This window comes from Devosia sp. 63-57, from assembly GCF_001899045.1.
Classification (GTDB): Bacteria; Pseudomonadota; Alphaproteobacteria; order Rhizobiales; family Devosiaceae; genus Devosia; species Devosia equisanguinis.
On sequence record NZ_MKUY01000005.1, the window covers coordinates 2,267,047 to 2,289,368 of the forward strand.

Here is a 22,322-nt window from a genome sequence, read left to right on the forward strand (position 1 = left end):
GAAAACCGCCGACACGCCCCGTCTAGCCTTCACCCTGCCATGCGGCAAGAGCAGGGCTGATTTCCGACCAATGTCCTATGCGAAGCTGTTGCGCGCGCAGGTAAAATGATTATTGTGCGGGCACCTTATCGTATTTGAACATTTCTGGGGCAATTCGTGACGGCTAGTGCCTGCGCTTTGAGCATTGGAGGCCATGCGGTACGCAATCGCGCGTTTCTCGCCCCCATGGCCGGCATTACCGATCGACCCTTCCGCGAGATCGCCGAACGCTATGGCGCAGGTCTTGTCGTGTCAGAGATGATTGCCAGCGCCGCGCTCACCACCGGCCATGATGACATGGTGCGCAAGCTCGGCCGGGCAGGGACCTTGCCGCATATGGTGCAGCTCGCTGGCTGCGAGCCACGCTGGATGGCTGAAGGCGCCCGTATCGCCGAAGATGCCGGCGCCGATATCATCGACATCAATTTTGGCTGCCCCGCCAAACGCGTTACCACCGGCTATGCCGGGTCAGCGCTGATGCGTGTGCCGGACCAGGCCCTGGCCATTGTCGAGGCGGTCGTGGCCGCCACATCACGCCCGGTCACGGTCAAGATGCGGCTCGGCTGGGATGACGATAGCCTCAACGCGCCGCAGATTGCGCGCTTGGCCGTGTCCGCTGGAGCCCAGATGATCACCGTCCACGGTCGCACCCGACAGCAGTTCTACAAGGGCCACGCACGCTGGAGTCTCGTGCGCGAAGTGGTCGAAACAGTGGATGTGCCGGTTGTGGTCAATGGCGATATTGTCGATGCCGTCGCAGCCGTCGAGGCGCTCAAGGCGTCTGGCGCTGCCGCTGTCATGCTCGGCCGAGGTGCCCAGGGGCGCCCATGGCGCGTGGGTGAAATCGGTGCCGCACTGGCCGGTGAAGTGCCAGCCTCTGCCCCTGCACGTGCAGAGCTCGTCTCGCTGATCCAGAACCACTACGAAGACATGCTCATCGAATATGGCACCGAGGTCGGGCTGCGCGCTGCCCGCAAGCATCTCGACTGGTATGCCGAGGCCGCAGGTCTGGCGCTCGACAAGCCCACCCGCAAGTCGCTCCTCGACAATGATCAGCCCGCCGACGTCCTCAAGCTGATCGCTACCCTGTTTTCCGACGATTGGAGGGCAGCCGCATGAACGCCGCTCTGTCTGCCGACTTGGCCGCCGTTCCATCGACCGCCGTGCTCCAGGCACTACCGCAGCCGATCATCGTCCTCGACGAAACCCGGCAGATTCTGTTCGTCAACTACGCGGCAGAAGCATTTTTCGGCGCCTCGCTGGGCGTTTTGACCCGCCAGCGGCTAGATGATCTCATCGCCTTCGGCTCGCCGATCATTTCCCTCGTGGAAACCGTGGTTCAGCGCCGGGCGCCGATGACCGAGTATCGCGTTCGTATCGGTTCCTCTCGCTTCGGCGATGAGCGTATTGCCGACGTATTCGCCACCCCGCTGACCGATGCCGACCACCGTGTTGCCGTGCTCATTCAGGAGCGCACCATGGCCGACAAGATCGACCGCCAGATGGTGTCGCGCGGCGCGGCGCGCTCCGTCACCGGGCTGGCCTCCATGCTGGCTCACGAGATCAAGAACCCGCTCTCTGGCATTCGCGGTGCCGCGCAATTGCTTGAGCAATCCGTGCCGGCCGACGAAATCCCGCTGGCTCGCCTTATTCGCGAGGAGACCGATCGTATCGTCGGGCTGATCGATCGGGTCGAGGTGTTTGGCGATGAGCGCCCGATGGAGCGCGAGCCGATCAACATTCATATTGTGTTGGATCGCGTTAAGCTTCTGGCAAGGAATGGGGTCGCACGCGGCATTGTCTTCTACGAAGAATACGACCCGTCGCTGCCGCCGGTCTTTGGCAATCGCGATCAGCTCATCCAGGTTTTCCTGAACTTGATTAAGAACGCCTCAGAAGCGCTTGAAAGAACTCAGAAACCTGAAATTCGGATAACCACAGCTTTCCGCCCTGGCATTCGCATCAGCGTCGCCGGCGTCGCCGAGCGCATTTCCCTGCCGCTTGAAATTGTCATCGAAGACAACGGCCCCGGCGTCCCCCCCGACATCCTCCCCTTCCTGTTTGATCCCTTCGTGACCACTAAAACCAACGGTTCCGGCCTCGGTCTGGCTCTGGTCGCCAAGATCGTGGGAGACCATGGCGGCGTCATCGATTGTGATAGCCGCCCGGGCCGCACGCGCTTCCGTATCCTGCTGCCGGTTGCCAGCGGCGCCTTTCTGACACCTGTCGATGCCGAAGAGGGTTCCCCCAAATGAGCCATGTCGTTCTGCTTGCCGATGACGATGCCGCCATCCGCATGGTTCTCAACCAGGCCCTGACCCGCGCCGGCTACGAAGTGCGGCCCACCGGCAATATCTCGACCATGTGGAACTGGGTGAGCCGCGGCGAAGGCGATATTCTTATCACAGACGTGGCCATGCCCGACGGCAATGCCTTCGAGGTTATGCCCAAGATCAAGAAGCTGCGCCCCGACCTGCCGATGATCGTCATGAGCGCCCAGAACACCTTCATGACCGCTATCCGCGCGTCCGAGGTCGGGGCTTACGAGTATCTGCCAAAACCCTTCGATATTACCGAAGTGCTTTCGGTGGTTTCGCGCGCCCTTTCCGATGCCAAAAAGCCGTCCAAGACAGAGCGCACCGATGACGAGCCCGGCGAGGCCATGCCCCTTGTTGGCCGCTCCACTGCGATGCAGGACATCTACCGTGCTCTGGCGCGGCTGATGCAGACGGATTTGACGGTGATGATCACCGGTGAAAGCGGCACCGGCAAGGAGTTGGTGGCTCGGGCCCTGCACGACTTCGGTAAGCGCCGCAATGGTCCCTTCGTGGCCATCAACATGGCCGCCATTCCCCGCGACCTGATCGAGGCTGAGCTTTTTGGCCATGAGAAGGGGGCTTTCACCGGCGCCAATACCCGTTCATCGGGCCGCTTCGAGCAGGCAGAGGGTGGCACGCTCTTCCTCGACGAAATCGGCGACATGCCAATGGATGCGCAGACGCGTTTGCTGCGCGTGCTGCAGGAGGGCGAATACACCATGGTCGGCGGCCGAAGTGCCATCAAGACCAATGTCCGTATTGTCGCGGCTACCCACCGCGATCTCAGCCAGATGATCCGCCAGGGTTTGTTCCGCGAAGATCTTTACTATCGCCTCAATGTCGTGCCCATCCGTTTGCCGCCGCTGCGCGAGCGCATCGATGACATTTCCGACCTGACCCAGCATTTCCTGCGCGCCGCTCAGCGCGACGGCGAGCCGATCAAGACGGTGTCGCCCGAAGCCATCCGTTTGATGCAGAACTATTCCTGGCCCGGCAATATCCGCGAGTTGGAGAACCTGGTCCGCCGTCTCTCAGCGCTCTATGCGGACGAACAGATCTCGGCTGAGATCGTCCAGAACGAGCTCAACATTGCCGATCGACCGCAGGTTTCGGCCGCTTCGGGCCCCATCGACCTGTCGACGGCGGTGGAAACCCATGTGAGCCAGCTGCTGCGCGAATATGAGCCCAATCTGCCCCCGCCGGGTCTCTACGAGCGAGTCATTGATCGCGTCGAGGCGCCCTTGATCGCCATGGCGCTCAACGCCTGTGGTGGCAACCAGATCAAGGCCGCTGACCTTCTCGGCCTCAATCGCAACACCTTGCGCAAGAAGATCCGCACTCACAGCATCGAGATCATCAAGCACAGTCGTCGCGGTAGTTAAGGCCGCTCGGTTCTCCCAGGCGGCTGATTTCTAAGCCTCAGCCCGTATGGCGACCCGGTCCGCTCCGTTCAAGATCAAGTGGTGTCACATTTTGGCAACATTTATCTTGAAGGGTCGACCGAATTGGGTCAGGTTTCGCCTTCCCTTTGACCCCCGTCCGTTTGAGCGGTGGCTTAGTTAGGGAAATTATGGGCTTTTGCCCTGCGGTGAAGCCAGAAGACGGGCGGTGCATGACCGAATTGGTCGCAGCCACAGAACCGGACGATAGACAGGGAGCGGTGCCGCCGCAGCCCGTGCGTCGTTCTGTGCTTGGCATTCAGCAGAACCGGCCCCTTCGCCTCCTCGGGTTTATCGTGGTGTCGGCATCCGTGCTGATGTCGTCGATTTCATTCCTGATTCTTTCGGGTGCGACCAATATCCAGCCCTCCGCTACCGTCTGGACGATTATCTGGATCGTCACCGGAATTTTGGTGCTGTTGGTTATTGCCCTGGTTGTCACCGAGTCCGTGCTGCTTTTCCAGGCGCGGATGCGTCGTCTGCCGGGCGCGGGACTGCAGCTGCGCATCGTAGCGATGTTCGCCTTCGTGGCAGCCGTACCAGCGGCCCTGGTGGCTGTGGTGGCGACCATTGCCCTCAACCAGGGTCTCGATCAGTGGTTTTCCGAGCGGACGCGCGCCATGGTGGAAAGTTCTCGCCTCGTCGCGCGCTCCTACATGCTCGAACATGCGCAGGTGCTGCGCGACGACATCATCTGGGTCGCCACCGAACTCGAGCAGGCGCACAGCACTTTCGTCGACGACCCGACGCGCTTCGAGCGCATCCTGACTGCCCTCGCCATCACGCGCTCGCTTCCGTTCACCTCGCTTATTGATCGCGGCGGCACTGAAATCATGCGAGCGCAGATCAATGTCGCGGGGTCCTATCCGCGCCTTCCGGCTGGCGTCACCGATGGGGTGGTCGAGGGTGTTCCCACTCAAATTGCTCCTGGCTCAACCCAATTCGTGGGGTCAATCGTCAAGCTGCGTGGCTATGACGATACCTATCTCTTCGTTGCCCGTCCGGTCGATGCCGAAGTGCTCGAATATATGCGTCTAACCGACGAGAATATAACGGAATATCGCCAGTACGCCTCTAATCGTCTCGTCTTCCAGATCACCTTCACCATCATGTATGTGGGGCTGGCGGTGGTTCTACTTCTCGCCGCCCTCTGGGTGGGTATTGCCTTGGCCAATCGCTTTGTCGACCCGATCCGCAACCTCATGGTTGCCTCGCGCCGCGTCAGCGCCGGCGATCTGGACGTACAGGTGCCGGTGCAGGAGGGGCGGGGCGATCTGCGCGACCTTTCCAACGGCTTCAACCGCATGACGCAGCAGTTGAAGAACCAGCGTGAGGCCCTGCTCATGGCCAACGAGGTCAACGAAAAGCGGCGCCAGTTCACCGAGGCGGTGGTGGAGGGCGTGTCGGCCGGCATCATAGGTCTTGATCCATTTGGCGCCGTGACACTGGTCAATGCACGCGCATGCGAAATGCTGGGCAAGACGGAAATCGAACTCATGGGTGAGCGGATGGAAGGCATCATGCCCGAAATCGCCCCCACCATGGAAAAGGCCCGCTCGGCCCGCCGCGGTCAGGTGCGCGACCAGATTCACCTCGGCAACGAAACCGACCGCCGGATTTACCAGGTTCAACTGACGCGTGAAGGCTCCATCACGGAATCCAAGGGCTACGTGCTGACCTTCGACGACATCACCGATCTTGAATCGGCGCAGCGCACCAGCGCCTGGGCGGACGTGGCGCGGCGCATTGCCCACGAAATCAAGAATCCTCTCACCCCGATCCAGCTCTCGGCGGAGCGCCTGCGCCGCCGCTATGGCAACAAGCTCGACGACGACCGCGAAGTCTTCGACAAGTGCATTAATACCATCGTCCGCCAGGTGGGCGATATCGGTCGCATGGTCGATGAATTCTCGGCCTTTGCACGCATGCCTGAATCGGCCCCGGAAATGGCTGATCTCAGCGATACCATCCGCCAGGCCGTATTCCTCGAAAGCGTTCGCCTGCCTGAGGTCAATATCGTCACGCAATTGCCCGACGACGCAATCATTGCCTGGTTTGACCACCGCCTTGTGTCTCAGACCCTTACCAATCTGATCAAGAATGCGGTCGAGGCGTTCGAAGACATTCCCATGTCCGCCGATTGGCAGCCGACCATAACCGTTCAGGGTCAGATCGAGGGCAATCACGCCCGCGTGGCGGTTTCAGACAACGGCAAGGGCTGGCCGAAAGACAACCGGCAGCGCCTGCTCGAGCCTTATATGACAACGCGCGAAAAGGGCACAGGCCTCGGCCTTGCCATCGTCGCCCGCATTATCGAGCAACATGGCGGCATCATCGAACTGATCGATGCCGAACCTGATCTCCAGGGAAGGGTAGGTGCCTGCGTCACCTTCACCTTGCCAATGCATTCCCCTACGCACACCACCAATAAGAGCGAAAGCGACGAAGACAGTGTCGCAGCGCTCCAACAGGAGGAGCCGCAATTGCATGCGGTTGTTCAAAAGTAGATGGCACTCGACATCCTGATTATCGACGACGAGGACGATATCCGTGACCTGATCGCGGGCATTCTCGAAGATGAGGGCTTTGAAACCCGCCAGGCACACGACGCCGACAGTGGTCTCAACGAGATTGCGCGGCGGCGGCCCAATCTTGTTTTCCTCGATATCTGGATGCAGGGCTCGCGCCTTGATGGGCTGCAACTGCTCGACGTGTTCCAGAGCCAGCACCCCGAAATGCCTGTGGTGATGATCTCGGGCCACGGCAATGTCGAGACGGCGGTGTCGGCGATCCGGCGAGGCGCTTATGACTACATCGAAAAACCGTTCAAGATCGACCGGTTGCTGCATGTGACCCAACGGGCGATGGAAGCCACAAGGCTCCGCAGTGAAGTGGCTGAACTCAAGGAGCGCTCCGCCGGCAAGAATGCCGATATGGTGGGCTCATCGCCGGCACTGCAGCAGGTTCGGGGCACGATCGAAAAGTCTGCGCCGACCAATTCGCGCATTTTCATTTCCGGTCCATCGGGCGCCGGCAAGGGCTTGGTGGCTCGGCTCATCCACCAACGCAGCCCGCGCGCAGAATCTTCCTTCATCGAAATCAACGCCTCCCTCTATGCTCCCGAGGAAGTTCCCGTTGTGCTGTTCGGGCGTGAGGCACGAGAGAAAAACGGCCTGCTCAAGGTCGAGGTCGGCGCTCTGGAGCGCGCCCATGGTGGTACGCTTTACCTGTCGGAAGTGACGACACTGCCGCCGGCCGTACAGGCGACCTTGTTGCGCACGCTGGTCGAGAACCGTTTCCACCGCGTCGGCGGCTCTCAAGCAGTTCCGATCGATGTCCGGATCATTTCGTCCAGTTCGCAGAATGTCGCGGCGCAGATTGAGGCCGGCGACTTCCGCTCCGACCTGTTCCACCGCCTTTCCATTGTGCCGCTACCGATTACCCCGTTGCGCGAACGTCGCGAAGATGTGCCCCCTCTGGTTTCGGTGTTCATCGAGCAGGTCTGCCGCATGCACAATCTGCAGCGCGTCAATATTGGCGATGATGCCATGGCCGTGCTGCAGGCACAGGAATGGCCGGGGAATGCCCGCCAGCTGCGCAATTCCATCGAACGGCTGCTCATCCTAATGAAGGACCAGCAGCCCGAGGGCGGTTTGATCACTGCCACGATGCTGCCCTCCGACATCGGCGAGGTCCTCCCCACCGTCGGCGACACCGACTCATCGGCCCATCTGATGAGCCTGCCGCTCCGGGATGCCCGTGAAGTGTTCGAGCGGCAATACTTGCTGGCGCAGATCGAGCGTTTTGGTGGTAACATCTCCAAGACAGCCGAATTCGTCGGCATGGAACGCAGTGCCCTGCATCGCAAAATCAAATCGCTGGGCCTTTGAGCGACAACAGAAAAATAGCGGGGTGCCATGCACCTCGCGCGGGTAGGCAGGTGTTTGGAACTGTGCCATACTCTTTTTATTGTATGATAAATCCGGAGTTTTTGGCTGGGCGGCAGCCAACAATAACCGGGTACTAGACTTAACCATGACAACAGCGACAATAAATGCCGCGACCAAGAGGCCTGAATGCCCAGCGAAAAGCAGCAAAACCTGCAAGATGCCTTCCTTAATCACGTCCGCAAGCAGAAAGTGCCGGTGACGATTTTCCTCGTTAACGGTGTCAAGCTGCAGGGTGTGATCACTTGGTTCGACAATTTCTGTCTGCTGCTGCGCCGCGATGCGCAGTCGCAGCTCGTATACAAGCATGCTATTTCGACCATCATGCCGGGCGCGCCGATCCAGCTGTTCGATCCTGAGCAGAACGTCGATCGCGACTGACGGGCCATATGGACGACTTTGACGACGAGGACGGCGGCTCCGGCGGTGGGCGCGAAAAGTTCATCGACCGCCAGGAAAAGCCGACGCGAGCGGGGCTGATTTGCCCCGACGTGCGCGGCCATATGTCTTTGCATAGCATTGAGGCGCGCAAGGCCGAGTTCGAGGGCCTTGCAGGCGCTATTCGGCTCGACATCGTTTTCTCCGAAGTCGTCAAGGTCCGAGAGATCCGGCCCGCTACCTTTATCGGTGGCGGCAATGTGGAATCCTTGGCCAAGCGTGTCAAAGAGGACGAGATTGATCTGCTCCTCGTCGATGCCGCGCTGACGCCCATCCAGCAGCGCAATCTCGAGCGCGAGGCCGGCACCAAGGTGTTGGACCGCACGGCGCTGATCCTCGAAATTTTCGGCGAGCGTGCTGCCACCCGTGAAGGCGTGTTGCAGGTCGAGCTTGCCCATCTCAACTATCAAAAGAGCCGGCTCGTGCGCTCCTGGACCCACCTTGAGCGGCAGCGCGGCAGCGGTGGCATGGGCTTTATGGGCGGTCCGGGCGAAACCCAGATCGAAAGCGACCGTCGCCAGATCACCGAGCGCATCGTGTTGCTTGAAGACCGCCTGGAAAAGGTCAAGAAGACCCGCGCCCAACAGCGGCAGAAGCGCAACAAGGCGCCTTATCCGATCGTGGCATTGGTCGGCTACACCAATGCCGGGAAATCCAGCCTTTTCAATATATTGACCGGCGCTGGCGTCTTTGCCGAGGACCTGCTGTTCGCGACCCTCGACACCACGATCCGCAAGCTCGAATTGCCGCATGGACGTGAGGTCATGCTCAGCGATACGGTAGGCTTCGTCGCAGACCTGCCGCACGACTTGGTCGCTGCCTTTCGGGCCACGCTGGAGGAGGTCGTCGATGCCGACGTCATCCTGCATGCACGTGACATCGCCAATCCTGACCACTCCGCCCAGGCCCAGGACGTACTGACTGTGCTGGCCGAGCTCGGCGTTAACCCCGAGACGACGCCTGTTATCGAGGTCTGGAACAAAATCGATCGCCTCCCGGATCCCGAAACTGCGCTCGCATCGGTGTCGCCAGCCGGCAAGGTGGCAGCCACCGTGCCGGTTTCGGCCAAGACGGGGCAGGGGCTCGACGCGCTCAAGCTGGCCATCGAGTCCGCATTTGGCGACAAGAGCCGGACCTACCACGTTCATGTCCCGCACAGCGCCGGCAGTGACATTGGTTGGCTGCACAGCCATGCAGAGATCATCGGCCGCAACGAGCCTACCGAGCTCGGGTCCGACTACGTGGTGCGTGTGGACACAAGGCACCGCGCTGCATTCCTTGAGCGCTTCAACGGCCGCATCGCCATTTCAGATCTCTAGGACAGACCGGTGGGCGGGCCGCCAAAGCTCGCCCCCCCCAGCGATCTCAGCTGGCGCTAAGCCTTGTCCGCCTTTCGGATCTCGTTCCAGTAGCCGTCCATCCGCTCAAGTCCCGCTTCGGTCGGCGCAATCCCGTCCTCGCGGCAACGGGCTTCTACGTAGTGGAAGCGACGCGTGAACTTGCTGTTGGCATCGCGCAGTGCGGCTTCGGCATCGACCCCGGCATGTCGCGCCAGGTTGGCGACCGCAAATAGCAGATCGCCGATTTCTTCATGCGTCGCGGCGCTGTCTCCCGATACCTGCGCCTCCGCCACTTCCTGGAGCTCTTCCTCGACCTTGGCTTTTACCGCGGTAAAATCGGGCCAGTCAAAACCAACCTTGGCCGCACGCTTGGTCAGTTTTTCGGCTCTGGCCAGCGCCGGCAGCACCTGCGGAACATCATCGAGCAGTGATGGTTCAGTCTCGCCCCGGCGATCCGCCTTGGCCGCACGTTCCCGGGCCTTGATCGCTTCCCAACGATTCTGCGCATCGGTAGCGCCATCGGCAGTCACGTCGCCAAAAACGTGTGGGTGCCGGCGGATCAGCTTCTCGGTGACGGCATAGACGACATCACCGATGTCGAAATGGCCAGCTTCTTGCGCCATCTGGGCGTGATAGATCGGTTGTAGCAGCAGGTCTCCAAGCTCCTCGCGCAGATCAGAAAAGTCCTCACGCTCGATCGCATCGGCGACCTCATAGGCTTCTTCGATCGTGTAGTGGCGGATGCTGCGGAAATCTTGCTCAAGATCCCAGGGGCAACCCGATTGGGGGTCTCGCAGCGCCGCCATGATTTCGATGAGTCGGGAGATGTCGCGGGAGGGCTGCATGGGAGAAATCCTGGGAATCGATCACGTGCGGACGATGCTGTCTTAGCTATAGTCAAACCGATCCTTGATGCCCAATCCCTATTCACGCAGCAATGCCTTCAGCCTGCGAGCGGCTCTGTTCAGCGCATTTTCCTTGTCCTTCCATGGCTCATTCGCAGTACTGAGACAGCATTGCAAAGCTGTGCAATTGTGTATTGACAGTCCGGCAAGGCTGCGGAATGATCCGTATCGAAGAGTGGCGTACGAACAAGCAGAAACTGCAAGACGCGCCACGATTTTCCGCAGTGCCATGCTGGCGCTCGGGAGGAGACAACCATTGCACGGCTTTGCGTTGCGGTTGCCCGCCGCTCCATTGTGCCGTTTTGGGGGAGTTCATGACGCAAATTGACGTGGCCGCGGCCCCGGCTGCACCGGGAAGTCGTTGGCGCTACCGGCTCAAACTGGCGATGCGCGAGCCCGCGACGCTGATCGGCCTGGTGATGGCCGCACTGTTTCTCTATCTCATTGCCGTGCCGATCATCTCGATCCTCTCGGACGCGGTGACGGTCCAGTTTGGCGACGAACGGCGCAGTCAGTCGCCCGTGGGCACCCACACGCTCTACTATCTGCAGCGCGCCTTCACCTCTCCGGTGGCGCATGATCTCTTCTGGACGCCGCTGCTCAACACTCTCAAAGTGGGCTTTGGCGCCATCATCCTCTCGGTGACCGTCGGCGGCGTCCTGGCCTGGCTGATTGCGCGCACCGATATGTTCGGCCGCCGCTGGTTCGCCACCGCGTTGATCGTTCCCTATATGCTGCCAGCCTGGACCTTCGCCCTTGCCTGGACTACACTTTTCAAGAACCGCACCGTCGGTGGCCAACCGGGCTGGCTTGAAGCTGTCGGCCTGACGCCGCCGGATTGGCTCGCCTATGGGCAGGTGCCGATCACCATCATCCTGGCGCTGCACTACACACCCTTCGTCATCCTGTTGTTCGGCTCGGCCCTGCGCCGCTTCGATAGCCAGCTCGAGGACTCTGCGCGCATCCTTGGGGCATCCGGTCGGACCGTGGCTTGGCAGGTGATCATGCCGCTGATGCGTCCGGCGCTGATGTCGGCCGTAGTGCTGATTTTCGCAAAATGCCTTGGCGAATTCGGCGTGCCTTATGTGCTGGGCCTGCCGGTGAAGTTCGACGTGCTCGCAACCTCGCTCTATCGCTCGATCAGTTCGCGCCAGACCGGCGTTGCGGGCGTGCTGGCCGGCGCCATCATGCTCATTGGTATCCTGGCGATCCTGGTGGATGGCTATCTGGCACGCGAAGCGCGTCGCTTCGTCACGGTCGGCTCCAAGGGCTCGATGAACCGCACCTCGCGGTTGAAGAAGTGGCGCTTTCCCGCGTCCGGCTTTGCCGCGGTGATGTTCATGATCTCGGTTGGCCTGCCGCTGCTCACTTTGGCGCTGTCCACCATCATGCGTCGTCCAGGCAATTTCGACTGGTCCAATTTCACGCTCGACTACTGGATCGGTCAGGACCTGCCGACCGTTGCCATGCGCACCGGCATCCTGCTCAGCCCCGATCTCTGGCAGGCCGCACTCAACACCATAACCATCGTCGGCACCGCATCGGTCTGCTCGGGCATTCTGGGCATCCTCACCGGCTATGTGGTGGTGCGTTCCAATGTCCGGCCGCTCTCCTTCTTCATGCGGCAAGTCACCTTCATGCCGTACCTCGTCCCCGGCATCGCTTTCGCCGCCGCCTATCTCTCGCTCTTCGCCGTGCCGCGTGGTCCCATTCCCGCGCTCTATGGCACGTCCATGATCCTGATCCTGGCGCTGATGGCCGACCAGATGCCCTATGCTTCCCGTGCCGGTATTTCGGCCATGATGCAACTGGGCAAGGATCCAGAAGAGGCGGCACAGATCGTCGGTGCCGGCTGGTTCCGCCGCATGATCTCGGTGGTCATTCCGATCCAGAAGGGTTCGCTGGTCACCGGTATCCTGTTGCCGTTCATCTCCGGCATCAAAGGACTGTCACTTTTCGTGGTTCTGGCCGTGCCCGCCACCGATGTGCTGACCACCTTCTCCCTGCGCCTCGTCGACTACAACTATACCCAGGCCGCCAATGCGGTTGTCCTCATCATCGCCGGCTTGGCTTATGGCGGCACCGTGCTGGCCCAGAAGCTGACCCGTACCAACCTGGCCGAAGGACTAGGCAACTGATGCCCGATATCATCCTGCGCAACGTGCAAAAATCCTACAGCGCCAATTCCCCAAAGGCGGTGAGCGATCTGGACCTTCATATCGGCAATGGCGAGTTCATGTGCCTGCTCGGCCCGTCGGGCTGCGGCAAGACCACCACGCTTCGCATGATTGCCGGTCTCGAAAATCTCAGTGACGGGGAAATCGTCGTTGGCGACAAGGTGGTGGACAGTCCCGCGCGGGCCCAGTTCATCGGGCCGGAAAAGCGCGGCATGGGATTGGTGTTCCAGTCCTATGCGCTTTGGCCCCACCTCACCATCGAACGCAATACCGATTTCGGACTGCGTTTGCGCAAGGTGCCCAAGGCCGAGCGGGAAGAGCGCGTGACCAAGGTCATGAAGGCGCTCGACATCGAAAAATACCGCACCCGCTATCCGTCCCAGCTGTCCGGCGGGCAGCAGCAGCGTGTTGCCCTTGCCCGCATGCTGGCGGTCAATCCCGGCGTCCTGCTGCTCGACGAGCCACTCTCCAATCTCGATGCGCGGCTGCGTCTCGAGATGCGTGCCGAACTCAAGCGTATCCACGCCGAATTCCGCACCACCATCGTTTTCGTCACCCACGATCAGTGGGAAGCCATGACCCTGGCGACGTCGATTGCGGTCATGAATGAGGGGACGCTGCAGCAACTTGGCACCCCCAACGACATCTATGATCGTCCGGCCAACCGTTTTGTCGCCGAATTCGTTGGTAGCCCACCGATCAATATTCTTGAGATCGGTGCCGGTCATGCGCTCGATCTCGCGGTCAATGAATGGCTGCGTCCGCGGCTGGGCACGCGCGGCGAAGTCGGCTCTGTTGGCATACGCCCCGAAGCACTGTCCTTCACCACCAGCGAGGCAGCGGTGCCCTCGGGCAGCTTCCGTCATCGCGCTGAAATCGGCGGCATCCTGCCCACTGGTGGCAGTTGGATCATCGAGCTCAAGGTCGATGGGCGCATCGTTTTCGCAACGACGACCGAAGCACCGACGCTACGGGGCGGCGAGACTGTCTGGCTGCATGCTCGGCCCACAGCGCTGCATGTCTTCGACAAAGCCCGCAATCGGCTCGAAGAAGCCGACGCCGCGCTGCAACGCGCGGCCAGCGGCGTGGCCGCCGTCAAAGGCGCCTGACCACACAGCAAGATTTCAATTCCGGGAGGGAATTCATGACTAGACTATCCGCATTCGGACTGGCGCTGACGGTCTCCATGCTCTCGCTTGCCGCTCAGGCCAGCGAACTCGATGACCTGATCGCCGCCGCCAAGGGCGAACCGCCGACCACTGTCTATGCCGTCACCGGCAAGATCGTGGAAACGGCCGAAGCATTCAGTGCCAAATACGGCCTGGAGGTCACAGGCAAGAAGGTCAATGAATCCGGCCAGATCGACCTGCTTATCCGCGAACACCAGTCCGGCAACGTCACCGGTTCGGTGTCGCTGGCGTCGGATGCCTCGGTGATCATTGCCGATCTCATCGGGCAGGGCCTGGTGGAAAGCTGGGCGCCCGAAGATATCGCGCCGCATCTGCCCGAATCTGCGCGCAATCCGCTCGTGGTGGTCAACGATCCTCATGTCTGGGCCTATAACAGCGAGGCCTATGAGAGCTGCCCGATCACCAATATCTGGCAGCTGACCGACGCCGACTGGTCGCGCCGGGTCACCGTCATGGATCCGCTCGACAAGCCTGCTTATGCCGATTGGTTCAACCAGCTGGCCGACCATCATGACGGTGCTATGGCCGCCGCCTATGAGGCCCATTACGGCAAGGCGTTCGAGGGTGTCGAAGGCACCGCGACCGAAGCCTGGGTAAAGGCCTTTGCCAGCAATAGTCCGCTCGTGGGTGACAGCAGCGTCGTTGCCGAGGCGATCGGCGCCCCCGGCCAGGCCGAACCATTCTTCGGCATGCTATCGACGGCGAAATTCCGTGACAATGAAAGCAAGGGTTTCAAGCTCGCTATCTGCAACGACATGCAGCCCTTTTCCGGCTGGCTCTATCCCGGCCTGGGCGTCATCGCCAGCGAGACGCCGTCGCCGAACACAGCAAAGCTTTTTATCCATTACCTGCTCACCGAAGAGGGTATCGCCCCGCAACGCGTTGACGGCAAGGTTCCGTCCGATCCGCGTATTGGCCTGCCAGCAGACGAAGCCTCAGGCGTGGCCGCGGTCATGGATCAGTTGATGGTTTGGGACACCGGGTCAGCGGTTTCCGATATCGACGCCCGCCAGGATTGGCAGGACATCTGGCGCACCAGCCTGACCCGCTAACCAATGTGTATCCACGCCACCCGAGGAGGAGTTGGGTGGCGCGGCGATTTCCTGGAGGAGAAATCATGAAACGACGCAGCTTTGCTACTGCCACTGGACTGGCGCTGCTTTTGACATCAGGCGCGATCGCGCAGGATTTTGACCTCGATGCCCTGATCGAGGCCGCCCGTGCGGAGCCGCCGCTGACCGTGTTCGACAGCACCGGCAAGATTGTCGACATCGCCGAGGGGTTCAGCGCCAAGTATGGCATCGAGGCGATTGGCACCAAGTCCAAGGCCACCGCGCAGATGGAGACCATCATTCGCGAAGTTCAGTCTGGCAATGTGCAGACCGACGTGTCGCTCATTGCCGATCCTGCGGCCGTGATCGGCCAGTTGCTGCCCGCCGGGTTTGTCGAGAGCTGGGTGCCCCCCGACCTCGAGGCCGATATCAAACCCGAGGCGCGCAATCCCTTGCTGGTGGTCTCGAGCCCGAACATCTTTACCTACAATACCGCGCTGTTCGATACTTGCCCAGTGACAAATATCTGGCAACTGACCGAGCCCGAATGGAAGGGCAGGGTGTCGATGCAGGACCCGCTCGGTAAGCCCAGCTATACTGACTGGTTCAACCAGATGCGCAGCTATGCAGACGACCGTATCGCTGCCGCCTACCAGGCGCAGTATGGCAAGCCGATTGAGAGTGAATTCGACAGTGCCGCCGAGGCTTTTGTCGCCGCGCTTGCCGCCAACGGGCCATTGCTCACCGATTCCGACTCTTCAGCAGCCGAAGCTGTGGCGGCACCTGGACAGACCGAGCCGTTTGTAGGTCTGGTGTCGGCGGCCAAATTCCGTGACAATGAGGGCGCTGGCTTCACCCTTGGCCTCTGCTCGGGAATGAACCCTATCATCGGCTTCGCCAACGCCACAGTCGGCGTCATCGTCAAGGGCACCGATAGCCCAAATGCCGCAAAGCTGTTCATTCACTACGTGATGACCGCTGAAGGCATCGCCCCACAGGCCGAGGATGGCAAGGTATCGTCGAACACCACAGTTGGCCTGCCTGGCGATGAACCTTCCGGGATCGGTGAGCATCTAAATGAACTACTGACCTACAACGCCGCCAGCGGTCTTGATGATTGGGACACCCGTCAGGACTGGCAGGATTTCTGGCGCATTCACTACAAGCGCTAATGCACCGGGTTGGGCCGGGCATTTTGCCCGGCCCGCTTACGCCCCGCCGCATTGGACCTCTCAGCGAACGGCATAACCATCACGACACTGTCTCGAAACGGTTGCAAATTTAGGTTGCACAGCTGTGCAATAATCAGCAAGGTGCGGCCAATGGAGGAATCTCCCAAATGACACTTGATGCGCTCGCCATCGATCGGCGTGAAACGTTTCTCGCGCAGCTGACCAGGGAGGCGGCGTCTATCGCCTTGGCCGGTTTCCAGCGCCAAGCCGGTGCCGCGGTCAGTCTCAAGGGGCCGCAGGATTACCTGACGGAAACGGATGGGCAGGTTGAAGAGTTCGTGCGGCGTCGCATCGCCGATGCCTTTCCCGAAGACGGTTTTCTCGGTGAAGAGGGCGGCGGCGTACCGGGCCAGCAGGCCTGGGTGGTCGATCCCATCGATGGCACCGCCAACTTCGCCCGCTCGATTCCGCATTTTTGCGTTGCCATCGCCTTCGTTGCCAATGGCACCGTGCAGCTCGGCAGCATCGTCAATCCGGTGCTTGAAGAGACCTACGCGGCGCGCTTGGGGCGCGGGGCCACGCTCAACGGTCGCCCGATCCATGTTTCCGGCGTCGACGATATCGCTGCCTCATCCGTCGAGATGGGCTGGTCGGGTCGTCGTCCCCTGGCCAATTACCTCTCCGCCATCGAGACGCTCTATGTCGCTGGTACCAATGTGCGGCGTGGCTCCTGTGGTGCCCTCGGCCTCGCTTATGTTGCCGATGGCCGCAGCGATGGCTATGCCGAACTGCACATGAATTCCTGGGACTGCCTGGCGGGTCTGCTCATGGTGCGCGAGGCAGGCGGCGTCACCGGGCCGTTCCTGGCCGTACACGGCCTCACCGAGGGCGCGCCGGTCCTGGCTGCAGCACCTGGCGTGGCCACAGTCATGTCGCGCGCCACCGGTATTCCGCTGCACGAAGAGATCGATTTACTGCCCGACGCGGCCTATCAGCAAAGGAAGACAGCATGAGCGACAAGCCCAGCCCCCGCTACGATCGGCCCCATATCAGCAAGGTCTATGAAGACTTGCCTGGTTTCGGTGTCGATCTCTATGTCGGCGGCCGCGAAGGCGCCTCCGATGTGCCTCTGTTGCTCGAGAATGGCATTTCCACGGTTCTGAATTGCGCCGTGAATCTCGACTTCAACTACGTCGCCGAGCCCGACGAGGTCTCTCACGATAGCCGCGTTGGCTACGGTGCAGCCCCCATCCGCTACTACAAGCTCGGCATTGTCGATGGACCGGGCAATCCCGACACGATGATGCTGGCCGGCTACTATCAGCTGCGCGGTGCCCTCGACCAGATCCTGCCGGATCGGCCGAGCTATCCCACCCGCACCAGGGGCAATCTCCTGGTCAATTGTCGGGCCGGTCGGTCGCGCTCGGTGATCCTCGCAGCGCTGTTTTTGCACCTGCATATTCCCGAGCAGTTTCCCCGGCTGGTCGACGCCATTGACCACGTCCGCATCAAGCGCGAACTGCGTCGTGACGAGTGGCACGAAACGCCCAAGCCAATGCTGATCGCTGCCGCCGAGCGCACCGCCCATTGGGTGCATCTCGTCGAATCCGACCGGACGGCCGCTCAGGCGAAAAAGGTCGCTGGAGCGTCGGCGTGATCCGTTTTGCAGTCATCGCCGACCCGCATGTGCACGATTGCGATTGGGTCCCCACAGGGTCAGGCCTGCCGGGTGCCATCCGCAGTTTCGGCGAGACCGGGCAATCGACCCGCATCTTCAACGAGAGTGTGCCCGCGTTTCGTGCCGCGCTGACAGCGGCGGTCGAGGCAGGCGCCAAGATTGTTGTTCTGGTTGGCGACCTCACCGATGATGGCCAGCGACCGAACATCGACAAGGCGCTTTCTATCATTGCTGAGTTTCGGAAGCGCCATGGCCTGAGGGTTTTGATGACCCCCGGCAATCACGACTTCTTTGCTATCGATGGCCGACCGCAGCGCAAGACGTTCCTTGCCGCCGACGGTATGCGTGTGGCCGTGGACAGCGCGGCCTCCGCTGAAGCTGCTACCCTGGGCAGTGGCGAGGCCTTGCAAATCCTCTCCGGCCTGGGCTTTACCCCGGACGCGGCCGACCGCCACTGGGAGACGCCGTTCGGCCACGATCCGGACTGGCAGGCGCGCAGCTACAGGACAACGAGCCCGAACGGACACACTGCCTGTGATATGATTGATGCGTCCTATCTGGTCGAACCGGTGGACGGCCTTTGGGTGCTTTCCATCGACGCCAATGTCTGCATTCCCCGCGACGATGCCACCGATTTCACTGATTCCATGCATTTTCTCGATCCCAGCAAGCTTGGCTGGGATGTCGTGGCAAAGCATCGCCCGCACCTTTTGGGCTGGATCACCGATGTGGCGTCACGCGCGCGTCGACTGGGCAAGCACCTGGTCGCTTTTTCGCACTATCCTCCGCTTGATGTCTTGGGCAATAGCGCCGCGACCGAAATTCCGGTGTTCGGCGCAAACGGCCTCGCGCAGCGCATTCCGGATCCGAGTGTTGCTGAAGCTCTGGCGGCCACTGGCATCAAACTACATTTTTCTGGCCATCTGCACGTTAACGACACCGCGCGCTATCGCTCGACCGCCGGTGGTTTCGTCAACATCGCCGTGCCGTCTCCGGTTGGCTATGGAGCCGGGCTAAAAATCATCGATATGACGCCGACTGCGACCCATGTCCGCACGCTTCCATTGCGTCGCATCGAGGGGCATGACATCGCCTTCGCCGCCTATCGCGCCGAAGCTGCGCATATGCATCGGGCGGCGCCCGCTGCGAGCAAGGCGGTTGACCATGGTCAGTTTCTCAACCGCCATCTCTGCCACCTTGTCCGCCGTCGCTATCTGCCGCGCGAATGGCCGTCCGACCTCGAGGCATTCGTGCAGAGCGCCAAGGTATCCGACCTGCTGAAATTGCTCGGCGTGACCCTGCCAGTCGTCAACGACTTCTCCATGTTGTGCATGGTGGAAGACTGGTATCGGTTCCGGAAGGCAGGCGCTTTGGCCTTGCCCGACATTGCAGCAGAGCGCGTGGCGCTCTATCAGCGCCTGGTGTCTGGTCCGCGTGCCGAGCCCGAGACTGAGCTTGCCGCTCGCATGGCGGTGATCGTGGACCTTTTGGGTCTCTATATGAACCGGCAGCCGAGTATCGACTTCGCCATCATGCCGAACCTCGACATCATCGAGGGTGGTGCAGAACAGGGCAGGGCGGTAGCCTAGTCGCGTTCAGGGCCGCACAGTCTTGCGCCACACCACCTGCGTCGGCAGCACGACCGGCTGTCCGGGCTCGGCATCTTCCTTCTCCACGATGGCGACGATGTGGTCGGCGATCTCGGACAGCGGCTGGCGGAACGTGGTGAGCTCGTAACCGAGCCATCCGGCTTCGGGGATGTCGTCGAAGCCTATAACGCAGAGATCCTCGGGGATGTTCATGCGGAATTCGAGCCGCGCCGTATCCATGAACCCCAGCGCCAAGAGGTCGGTGACGCAAAACACGCCATCCGGGCGGCGCGAGGTGGCCAGCACCTGCCGCGCGCTGTCCACGCCGGTCTGATAGCCGGTCGGCCCGGCACGTGAGACGCTGACCTCCAGGCCATGCTCGGCGGCCGCCTCGACAAAAGTCTTTTCGCGCATTTCCAGGCCGGGCGTGCCTGCTGTGGAATTGATCACGGCGACGCGGCGGCAACCGGCGCGCTTCAGCATCAGGCAGGCCTCAAGGGCCGGGGTTCTATTCTCGACCGAAATGAATTCCGGCCCTTTGATCGGGTCGGCGCGGTTGATGAGAATGACGCGTTGGCCGTTTTCGAGACAGGTCTTGACCAGCGATGCCGGCGGCGTCCCGGAAATGACTACGGTGGCATCGGCGCGATAGTTGAGCGTCTGCCGCAATGCCGCTTCAACGCCTTCCGCTTCGCCCGAGGTGTTGAGCACCATCACCACCTTACCGATGGCCTGCAGCCGTCGCGTGATGATTTCGACGATGGAAGCCTGGAAGGGGGCCTGCATGCCGGCCACGATAAGGCAGACAATTCCGGTGCGATGCCAGAGCAGGCCGCGCGCAAGGTGATTGACGTGATATCCCAACTGGTCGGCCGCCGCGAGCACCTTGGCCCTCGTCTCCGGCGATACGCTCGCGCCATCTGTGAAGGCTCTTGAGACCGCAGAGCGCGACACGCCGGCAAGCTCGGCGACCTTATCGGCGCTGACAGAGGCCTTGCGCGGCTTCGTCTTGACCTTGGACATCTGTGCTCCTCCTCAGGGCGCTGTGCTTGTTGCACAGTTTTGCTGCAAACCTGTTACCGTTTCCTGCCGACGCACCGCACCGCCGCCTCAAAAGCCTCGGAAATCCGCAGCTTCGATGCAATTTATGCCGGCTGATCGCCACCGCTGTCATAACCCAGGGCGAGCTTGTTGCAAAGCTGTGCAATGCGTGTAATGCTCCCCTCTGGCTGAAGCCGTCTGCTTGGAGAGGGGTAGGGTTTTGGAATCCACCATAGGTTTGGTTGATCTGCTGGGCGCGGCCGCGTTGCTGCTCTGGGGTCTGCGCATGATCAAGACCGGCGTGCTAAGGGCCTATGGGACAGTGCTCCGCCAGCGCCTGGGACGCAGCACAGCCAACCGATTCATGGCGGCGTTCTGGGGGTTCCTGGTGACCCTGGGCCTGCAATCAAGCACGGCGACAGCGGTAATCATTGCCTCGTTCACTGCCCGTGACATTATTCGCCCCCGCATGGCCCAGGCCATGATGCTGGGCGCCAATTTCGGCACCGCCGTGGTCGCGCTCGTCCTGTCGGCCGATATTCATTGGGTCGGCAGTGCGCTGCTCTTCTGCGGCGTCATGCTGTTTAATCTCTCGCAGGGAAGCCGCAACCGCAATCTCGGGCGCGCGATTATCGGGCTTGGACTGATGCTGCTCGCGCTGCAACTCTTGGGGGGCGTAACCGCGCCGTTGCGCGAATCCGAGACTCTCATCACTGTCCTTGCTGCCTTGGGCGAGGCGCCGGTCTTTGCCGTTATTCTTTCGGCCGGGCTGGCGGTCATGGCGTCGTCTTCGCTCGCCGTCGTGGTTCTGGTCATGATGCTGGCAGCCGCTGGCGTCGTCGGACCGGAACTGGCGCTATGGCTGGTCGCTGGCGCCAATTTGGGCGGGGCCATACCCCCTTACCTGGCAGTGCGTTCCGAGGGGCTGCCGGCCCGCCGCCTGACCCTTGCAAATCTGCTGGTGCGCAGCAGTGGTGCCATGGTGGTGCTGATTTTTGCTGCGCCATTGGCCGAACTGTTGTCGCGCTGGTTTACTGATCCTGCGGCCTTCGTCGCCGCCGCGCATCTGGGATTCAGCGCGGTTCTACTCCTCGTTTTTCTGCCTCTCCTTGGGCCGGTCACGAAGCTGGCGGAACTCCTGCTGCCGGCGCGTGCCGACGCCGACGGCGAAGCACAAACCTATCTAGACGAGGGACTCATGTCGTCACCCGACATGGCCATTGCCGTGGCTGCGCGGGAAACCCTGCGCATGGGCGACCTCATCGGTTCTATGCTCGATCAGACGCAGCGCTCACTGCGCGATGGTGACGAGGCGGCCTATGCTCTGGTATCGCGCCAAGAAGAAGAGGTGGACCGGCTGCACGAGGCCATCAAGCTCTATGTCGCGCGCATCAGCCGCCTCGATCTCGAAGAAGACGATGCCCGCCGTGCCAGCGAGGTGATTTCCTACGCCATTAATCTTGAGCATGTGGGCGACATCATCAAGCGAGGCCTCGCCGAGATCGCCGCGAAAAAGGCACGCAAGAAGCTTTCCTTGTCCCCTGAGGGACTGGCAGAAATCTCGGAATTTTTCCAGTACACGCGGGACAATCTGCAGCTGGCGCAGGCCATTTTTATGTCGCGTGATCCTGATATTGCCAAGCGACTGCTCGCCCAGAAAATCGAAATCCGCAAGCTTGAGGCACGGTCTGCCGGCTTGCACATGGCGCGCATGCGGGCCGGACGGACGGAGAGCGTCGAGACTAGTTCGATTCATCTGGACCTGCTGCGCGACCTCAAGCGCGTCAATGCACATCTCGCGTCAGTAGCCTATCCTATCCTCGAGGAAATTGGCCTGCTTGACGAAAGTCGGCTGCGTAGCGCCAAGGGTGATTAGTCGCCTCTACCCCTACCACTCCACCCCTCTCCGGCACGGCCGAACTACGCGCCTCATCTGCCAAGACAAAAGTTCGCTGCATCGCAGCGGAATTTTTATTCCACCACCCATCAGTTTTGGA

Annotated in this window: 17 protein-coding genes; 15 read left to right on the forward strand and 2 right to left on the reverse strand. The window is 61.2% G+C overall.

The features are described 5' to 3' along the window. The first annotated feature begins 156 nt into the window (after window positions 1-156). The 7 genes from dusB (at window position 157) to hflX (ending at window position 9,500) form a co-directional block, all read left to right on the forward strand. Complete coding sequence (gene dusB / locus BGO80_RS19175; protein WP_286722964.1) at window positions 157-1,158, forward strand: tRNA dihydrouridine synthase DusB; 1,002 nt, start codon at window positions 157-159, stop codon at window positions 1,156-1,158. Next, entirely contained in the window at window positions 1,155-2,294 is a 1,140-nt protein-coding gene (locus BGO80_RS19180; RefSeq protein WP_126151517.1) for a two-component system sensor histidine kinase NtrB, read from the forward strand. The genes dusB and BGO80_RS19180 overlap by 4 nt, the downstream gene beginning before the upstream one ends. Further along, window positions 2,291-3,739, forward strand: coding sequence for a nitrogen regulation protein NR(I) (gene ntrC / locus BGO80_RS19185; RefSeq protein WP_126151516.1), 1,449 nt, complete (start codon window positions 2,291-2,293; stop codon window positions 3,737-3,739). Before BGO80_RS19180 ends, ntrC begins: the two co-directional genes overlap by 4 nt. A gap of 374 nt (window positions 3,740-4,113) precedes the next feature. Continuing rightward, the gene (locus BGO80_RS19190) at window positions 4,114-6,303 is read left to right on the forward strand and encodes a sensor histidine kinase (RefSeq protein ID WP_164550440.1); all 2,190 of its coding nucleotides are present in this window, start codon (window positions 4,114-4,116) and stop codon (window positions 6,301-6,303) included. After that, window positions 6,304-7,686 carry a nitrogen assimilation response regulator NtrX gene (gene ntrX, locus BGO80_RS19195; protein WP_126151514.1) on the forward strand — a complete coding sequence of 461 codons (1,383 nt, stop codon included), beginning with the start codon at window positions 6,304-6,306 and terminating at the stop codon, window positions 7,684-7,686. A 186-nt stretch (window positions 7,687-7,872) separates the two neighbouring features. Next, window positions 7,873-8,124: an RNA chaperone Hfq gene (gene hfq / locus BGO80_RS19200; protein WP_126151513.1), complete on the forward strand. Its 252-nt coding sequence runs from the start codon at window positions 7,873-7,875 to the stop codon at window positions 8,122-8,124. Window positions 8,125-8,132: 8 nt separating this feature from the next. Next, window positions 8,133-9,500, forward strand: coding sequence for a GTPase HflX (hflX, locus tag BGO80_RS19205; RefSeq protein WP_126151512.1), 1,368 nt, complete (start codon window positions 8,133-8,135; stop codon window positions 9,498-9,500). A 56-nt stretch (window positions 9,501-9,556) separates the two neighbouring features. Here hflX and mazG read toward each other — a convergent pair whose 3' ends face one another. Continuing rightward, the gene (gene mazG, locus BGO80_RS19210; protein WP_286722965.1) at window positions 9,557-10,366 is read right to left on the reverse strand and encodes a nucleoside triphosphate pyrophosphohydrolase; all 810 of its coding nucleotides are present in this window, start codon (window positions 10,364-10,366) and stop codon (window positions 9,557-9,559) included. Between the two features lie 374 nt (window positions 10,367-10,740). Here mazG and BGO80_RS19215 point away from each other — a divergent pair, with 374 nt between their 5' ends. The 7 genes from BGO80_RS19215 (at window position 10,741) to BGO80_RS19245 (ending at window position 19,284) form a co-directional block, all read left to right on the forward strand. After that, on the forward strand, window positions 10,741-12,564 hold the full coding sequence (locus BGO80_RS19215) for an ABC transporter permease (protein ID WP_286722966.1): 1,824 nt from the start codon (window positions 10,741-10,743) through the stop codon (window positions 12,562-12,564). After that, window positions 12,564-13,712, forward strand: a complete 1,149-nt coding sequence (locus tag BGO80_RS19220; protein ID WP_126151509.1) for an ABC transporter ATP-binding protein — start codon at window positions 12,564-12,566, stop codon at window positions 13,710-13,712. Before BGO80_RS19215 ends, BGO80_RS19220 begins: the two co-directional genes overlap by 1 nt. 35 nt (window positions 13,713-13,747) lie before the next feature. Then, entirely contained in the window at window positions 13,748-14,845 is a 1,098-nt protein-coding gene (locus BGO80_RS19225; RefSeq protein WP_126151508.1) for an ABC transporter substrate-binding protein, read from the forward strand. 65 nt (window positions 14,846-14,910) lie between these two features. Continuing rightward, on the forward strand, window positions 14,911-16,017 hold the full coding sequence (locus BGO80_RS19230; protein ID WP_286722969.1) for an ABC transporter substrate-binding protein: 1,107 nt from the start codon (window positions 14,911-14,913) through the stop codon (window positions 16,015-16,017). Between the two features lie 167 nt (window positions 16,018-16,184). Further along, entirely contained in the window at window positions 16,185-17,030 is an 846-nt protein-coding gene (locus tag BGO80_RS19235) for an inositol monophosphatase family protein (RefSeq protein WP_286722970.1), read from the forward strand. After that, window positions 17,027-17,674 (forward strand): dual specificity protein phosphatase family protein, encoded by a 648-nt coding sequence (locus tag BGO80_RS19240; RefSeq protein WP_126151505.1) that lies wholly within the window; start codon window positions 17,027-17,029, stop codon window positions 17,672-17,674. Before BGO80_RS19235 ends, BGO80_RS19240 begins: the two co-directional genes overlap by 4 nt. Beyond that, window positions 17,671-19,284, forward strand: coding sequence for a metallophosphoesterase family protein (locus BGO80_RS19245; protein WP_286722971.1), 1,614 nt, complete (start codon window positions 17,671-17,673; stop codon window positions 19,282-19,284). The genes BGO80_RS19240 and BGO80_RS19245 overlap by 4 nt, the downstream gene beginning before the upstream one ends. A gap of 6 nt (window positions 19,285-19,290) precedes the next feature. Here BGO80_RS19245 and BGO80_RS19250 read toward each other — a convergent pair whose 3' ends face one another. Next, window positions 19,291-20,307: a LacI family DNA-binding transcriptional regulator gene (locus BGO80_RS19250; protein WP_126151503.1), complete on the reverse strand. Its 1,017-nt coding sequence runs from the start codon at window positions 20,305-20,307 to the stop codon at window positions 19,291-19,293. Between the two features lie 283 nt (window positions 20,308-20,590). Here BGO80_RS19250 and BGO80_RS19255 point away from each other — a divergent pair, with 283 nt between their 5' ends. Continuing rightward, window positions 20,591-22,201, forward strand: coding sequence for a Na/Pi cotransporter family protein (locus tag BGO80_RS19255; protein ID WP_286723098.1), 1,611 nt, complete (start codon window positions 20,591-20,593; stop codon window positions 22,199-22,201). The last annotated feature ends 121 nt before the right edge of the window (window positions 22,202-22,322 follow it).

What these genes read in the sequence shown, in the direction of transcription:
- BGO80_RS19180 (WP_126151517.1), top strand. Translation starts at nt 1,155, where the DNA reads ATGAACGCCGCTCTGTCTGCCGACTTGGCCGCCGTTCCATCGACCGCC.
- ntrC (WP_126151516.1), top strand. Translation starts at nt 2,291, where the DNA reads ATGAGCCATGTCGTTCTGCTTGCCGATGACGATGCCGCCATCCGCATG.
- BGO80_RS19190 (WP_164550440.1), top strand. Translation starts at nt 4,114, where the DNA reads ATGTCGTCGATTTCATTCCTGATTCTTTCGGGTGCGACCAATATCCAG.
- ntrX (WP_126151514.1), top strand. Translation starts at nt 6,304, where the DNA reads ATGGCACTCGACATCCTGATTATCGACGACGAGGACGATATCCGTGAC.
- hfq (WP_126151513.1), top strand. Translation starts at nt 7,873, where the DNA reads ATGCCCAGCGAAAAGCAGCAAAACCTGCAAGATGCCTTCCTTAATCAC.
- hflX (WP_126151512.1), top strand. Translation starts at nt 8,133, where the DNA reads ATGGACGACTTTGACGACGAGGACGGCGGCTCCGGCGGTGGGCGCGAA.
- mazG (WP_286722965.1), bottom strand. Translation starts at nt 10,366, where the DNA reads ATGCAGCCCTCCCGCGACATCTCCCGACTCATCGAAATCATGGCGGCG.
- BGO80_RS19215 (WP_286722966.1), top strand. Translation starts at nt 10,741, where the DNA reads ATGACGCAAATTGACGTGGCCGCGGCCCCGGCTGCACCGGGAAGTCGT.
- BGO80_RS19220 (WP_126151509.1), top strand. Translation starts at nt 12,564, where the DNA reads ATGCCCGATATCATCCTGCGCAACGTGCAAAAATCCTACAGCGCCAAT.
- BGO80_RS19225 (WP_126151508.1), top strand. Translation starts at nt 13,748, where the DNA reads ATGACTAGACTATCCGCATTCGGACTGGCGCTGACGGTCTCCATGCTC.
- BGO80_RS19230 (WP_286722969.1), top strand. Translation starts at nt 14,911, where the DNA reads ATGAAACGACGCAGCTTTGCTACTGCCACTGGACTGGCGCTGCTTTTG.
- BGO80_RS19235 (WP_286722970.1), top strand. Translation starts at nt 16,185, where the DNA reads ATGACACTTGATGCGCTCGCCATCGATCGGCGTGAAACGTTTCTCGCG.
- BGO80_RS19240 (WP_126151505.1), top strand. Translation starts at nt 17,027, where the DNA reads ATGAGCGACAAGCCCAGCCCCCGCTACGATCGGCCCCATATCAGCAAG.
- BGO80_RS19250 (WP_126151503.1), bottom strand. Translation starts at nt 20,307, where the DNA reads ATGTCCAAGGTCAAGACGAAGCCGCGCAAGGCCTCTGTCAGCGCCGAT.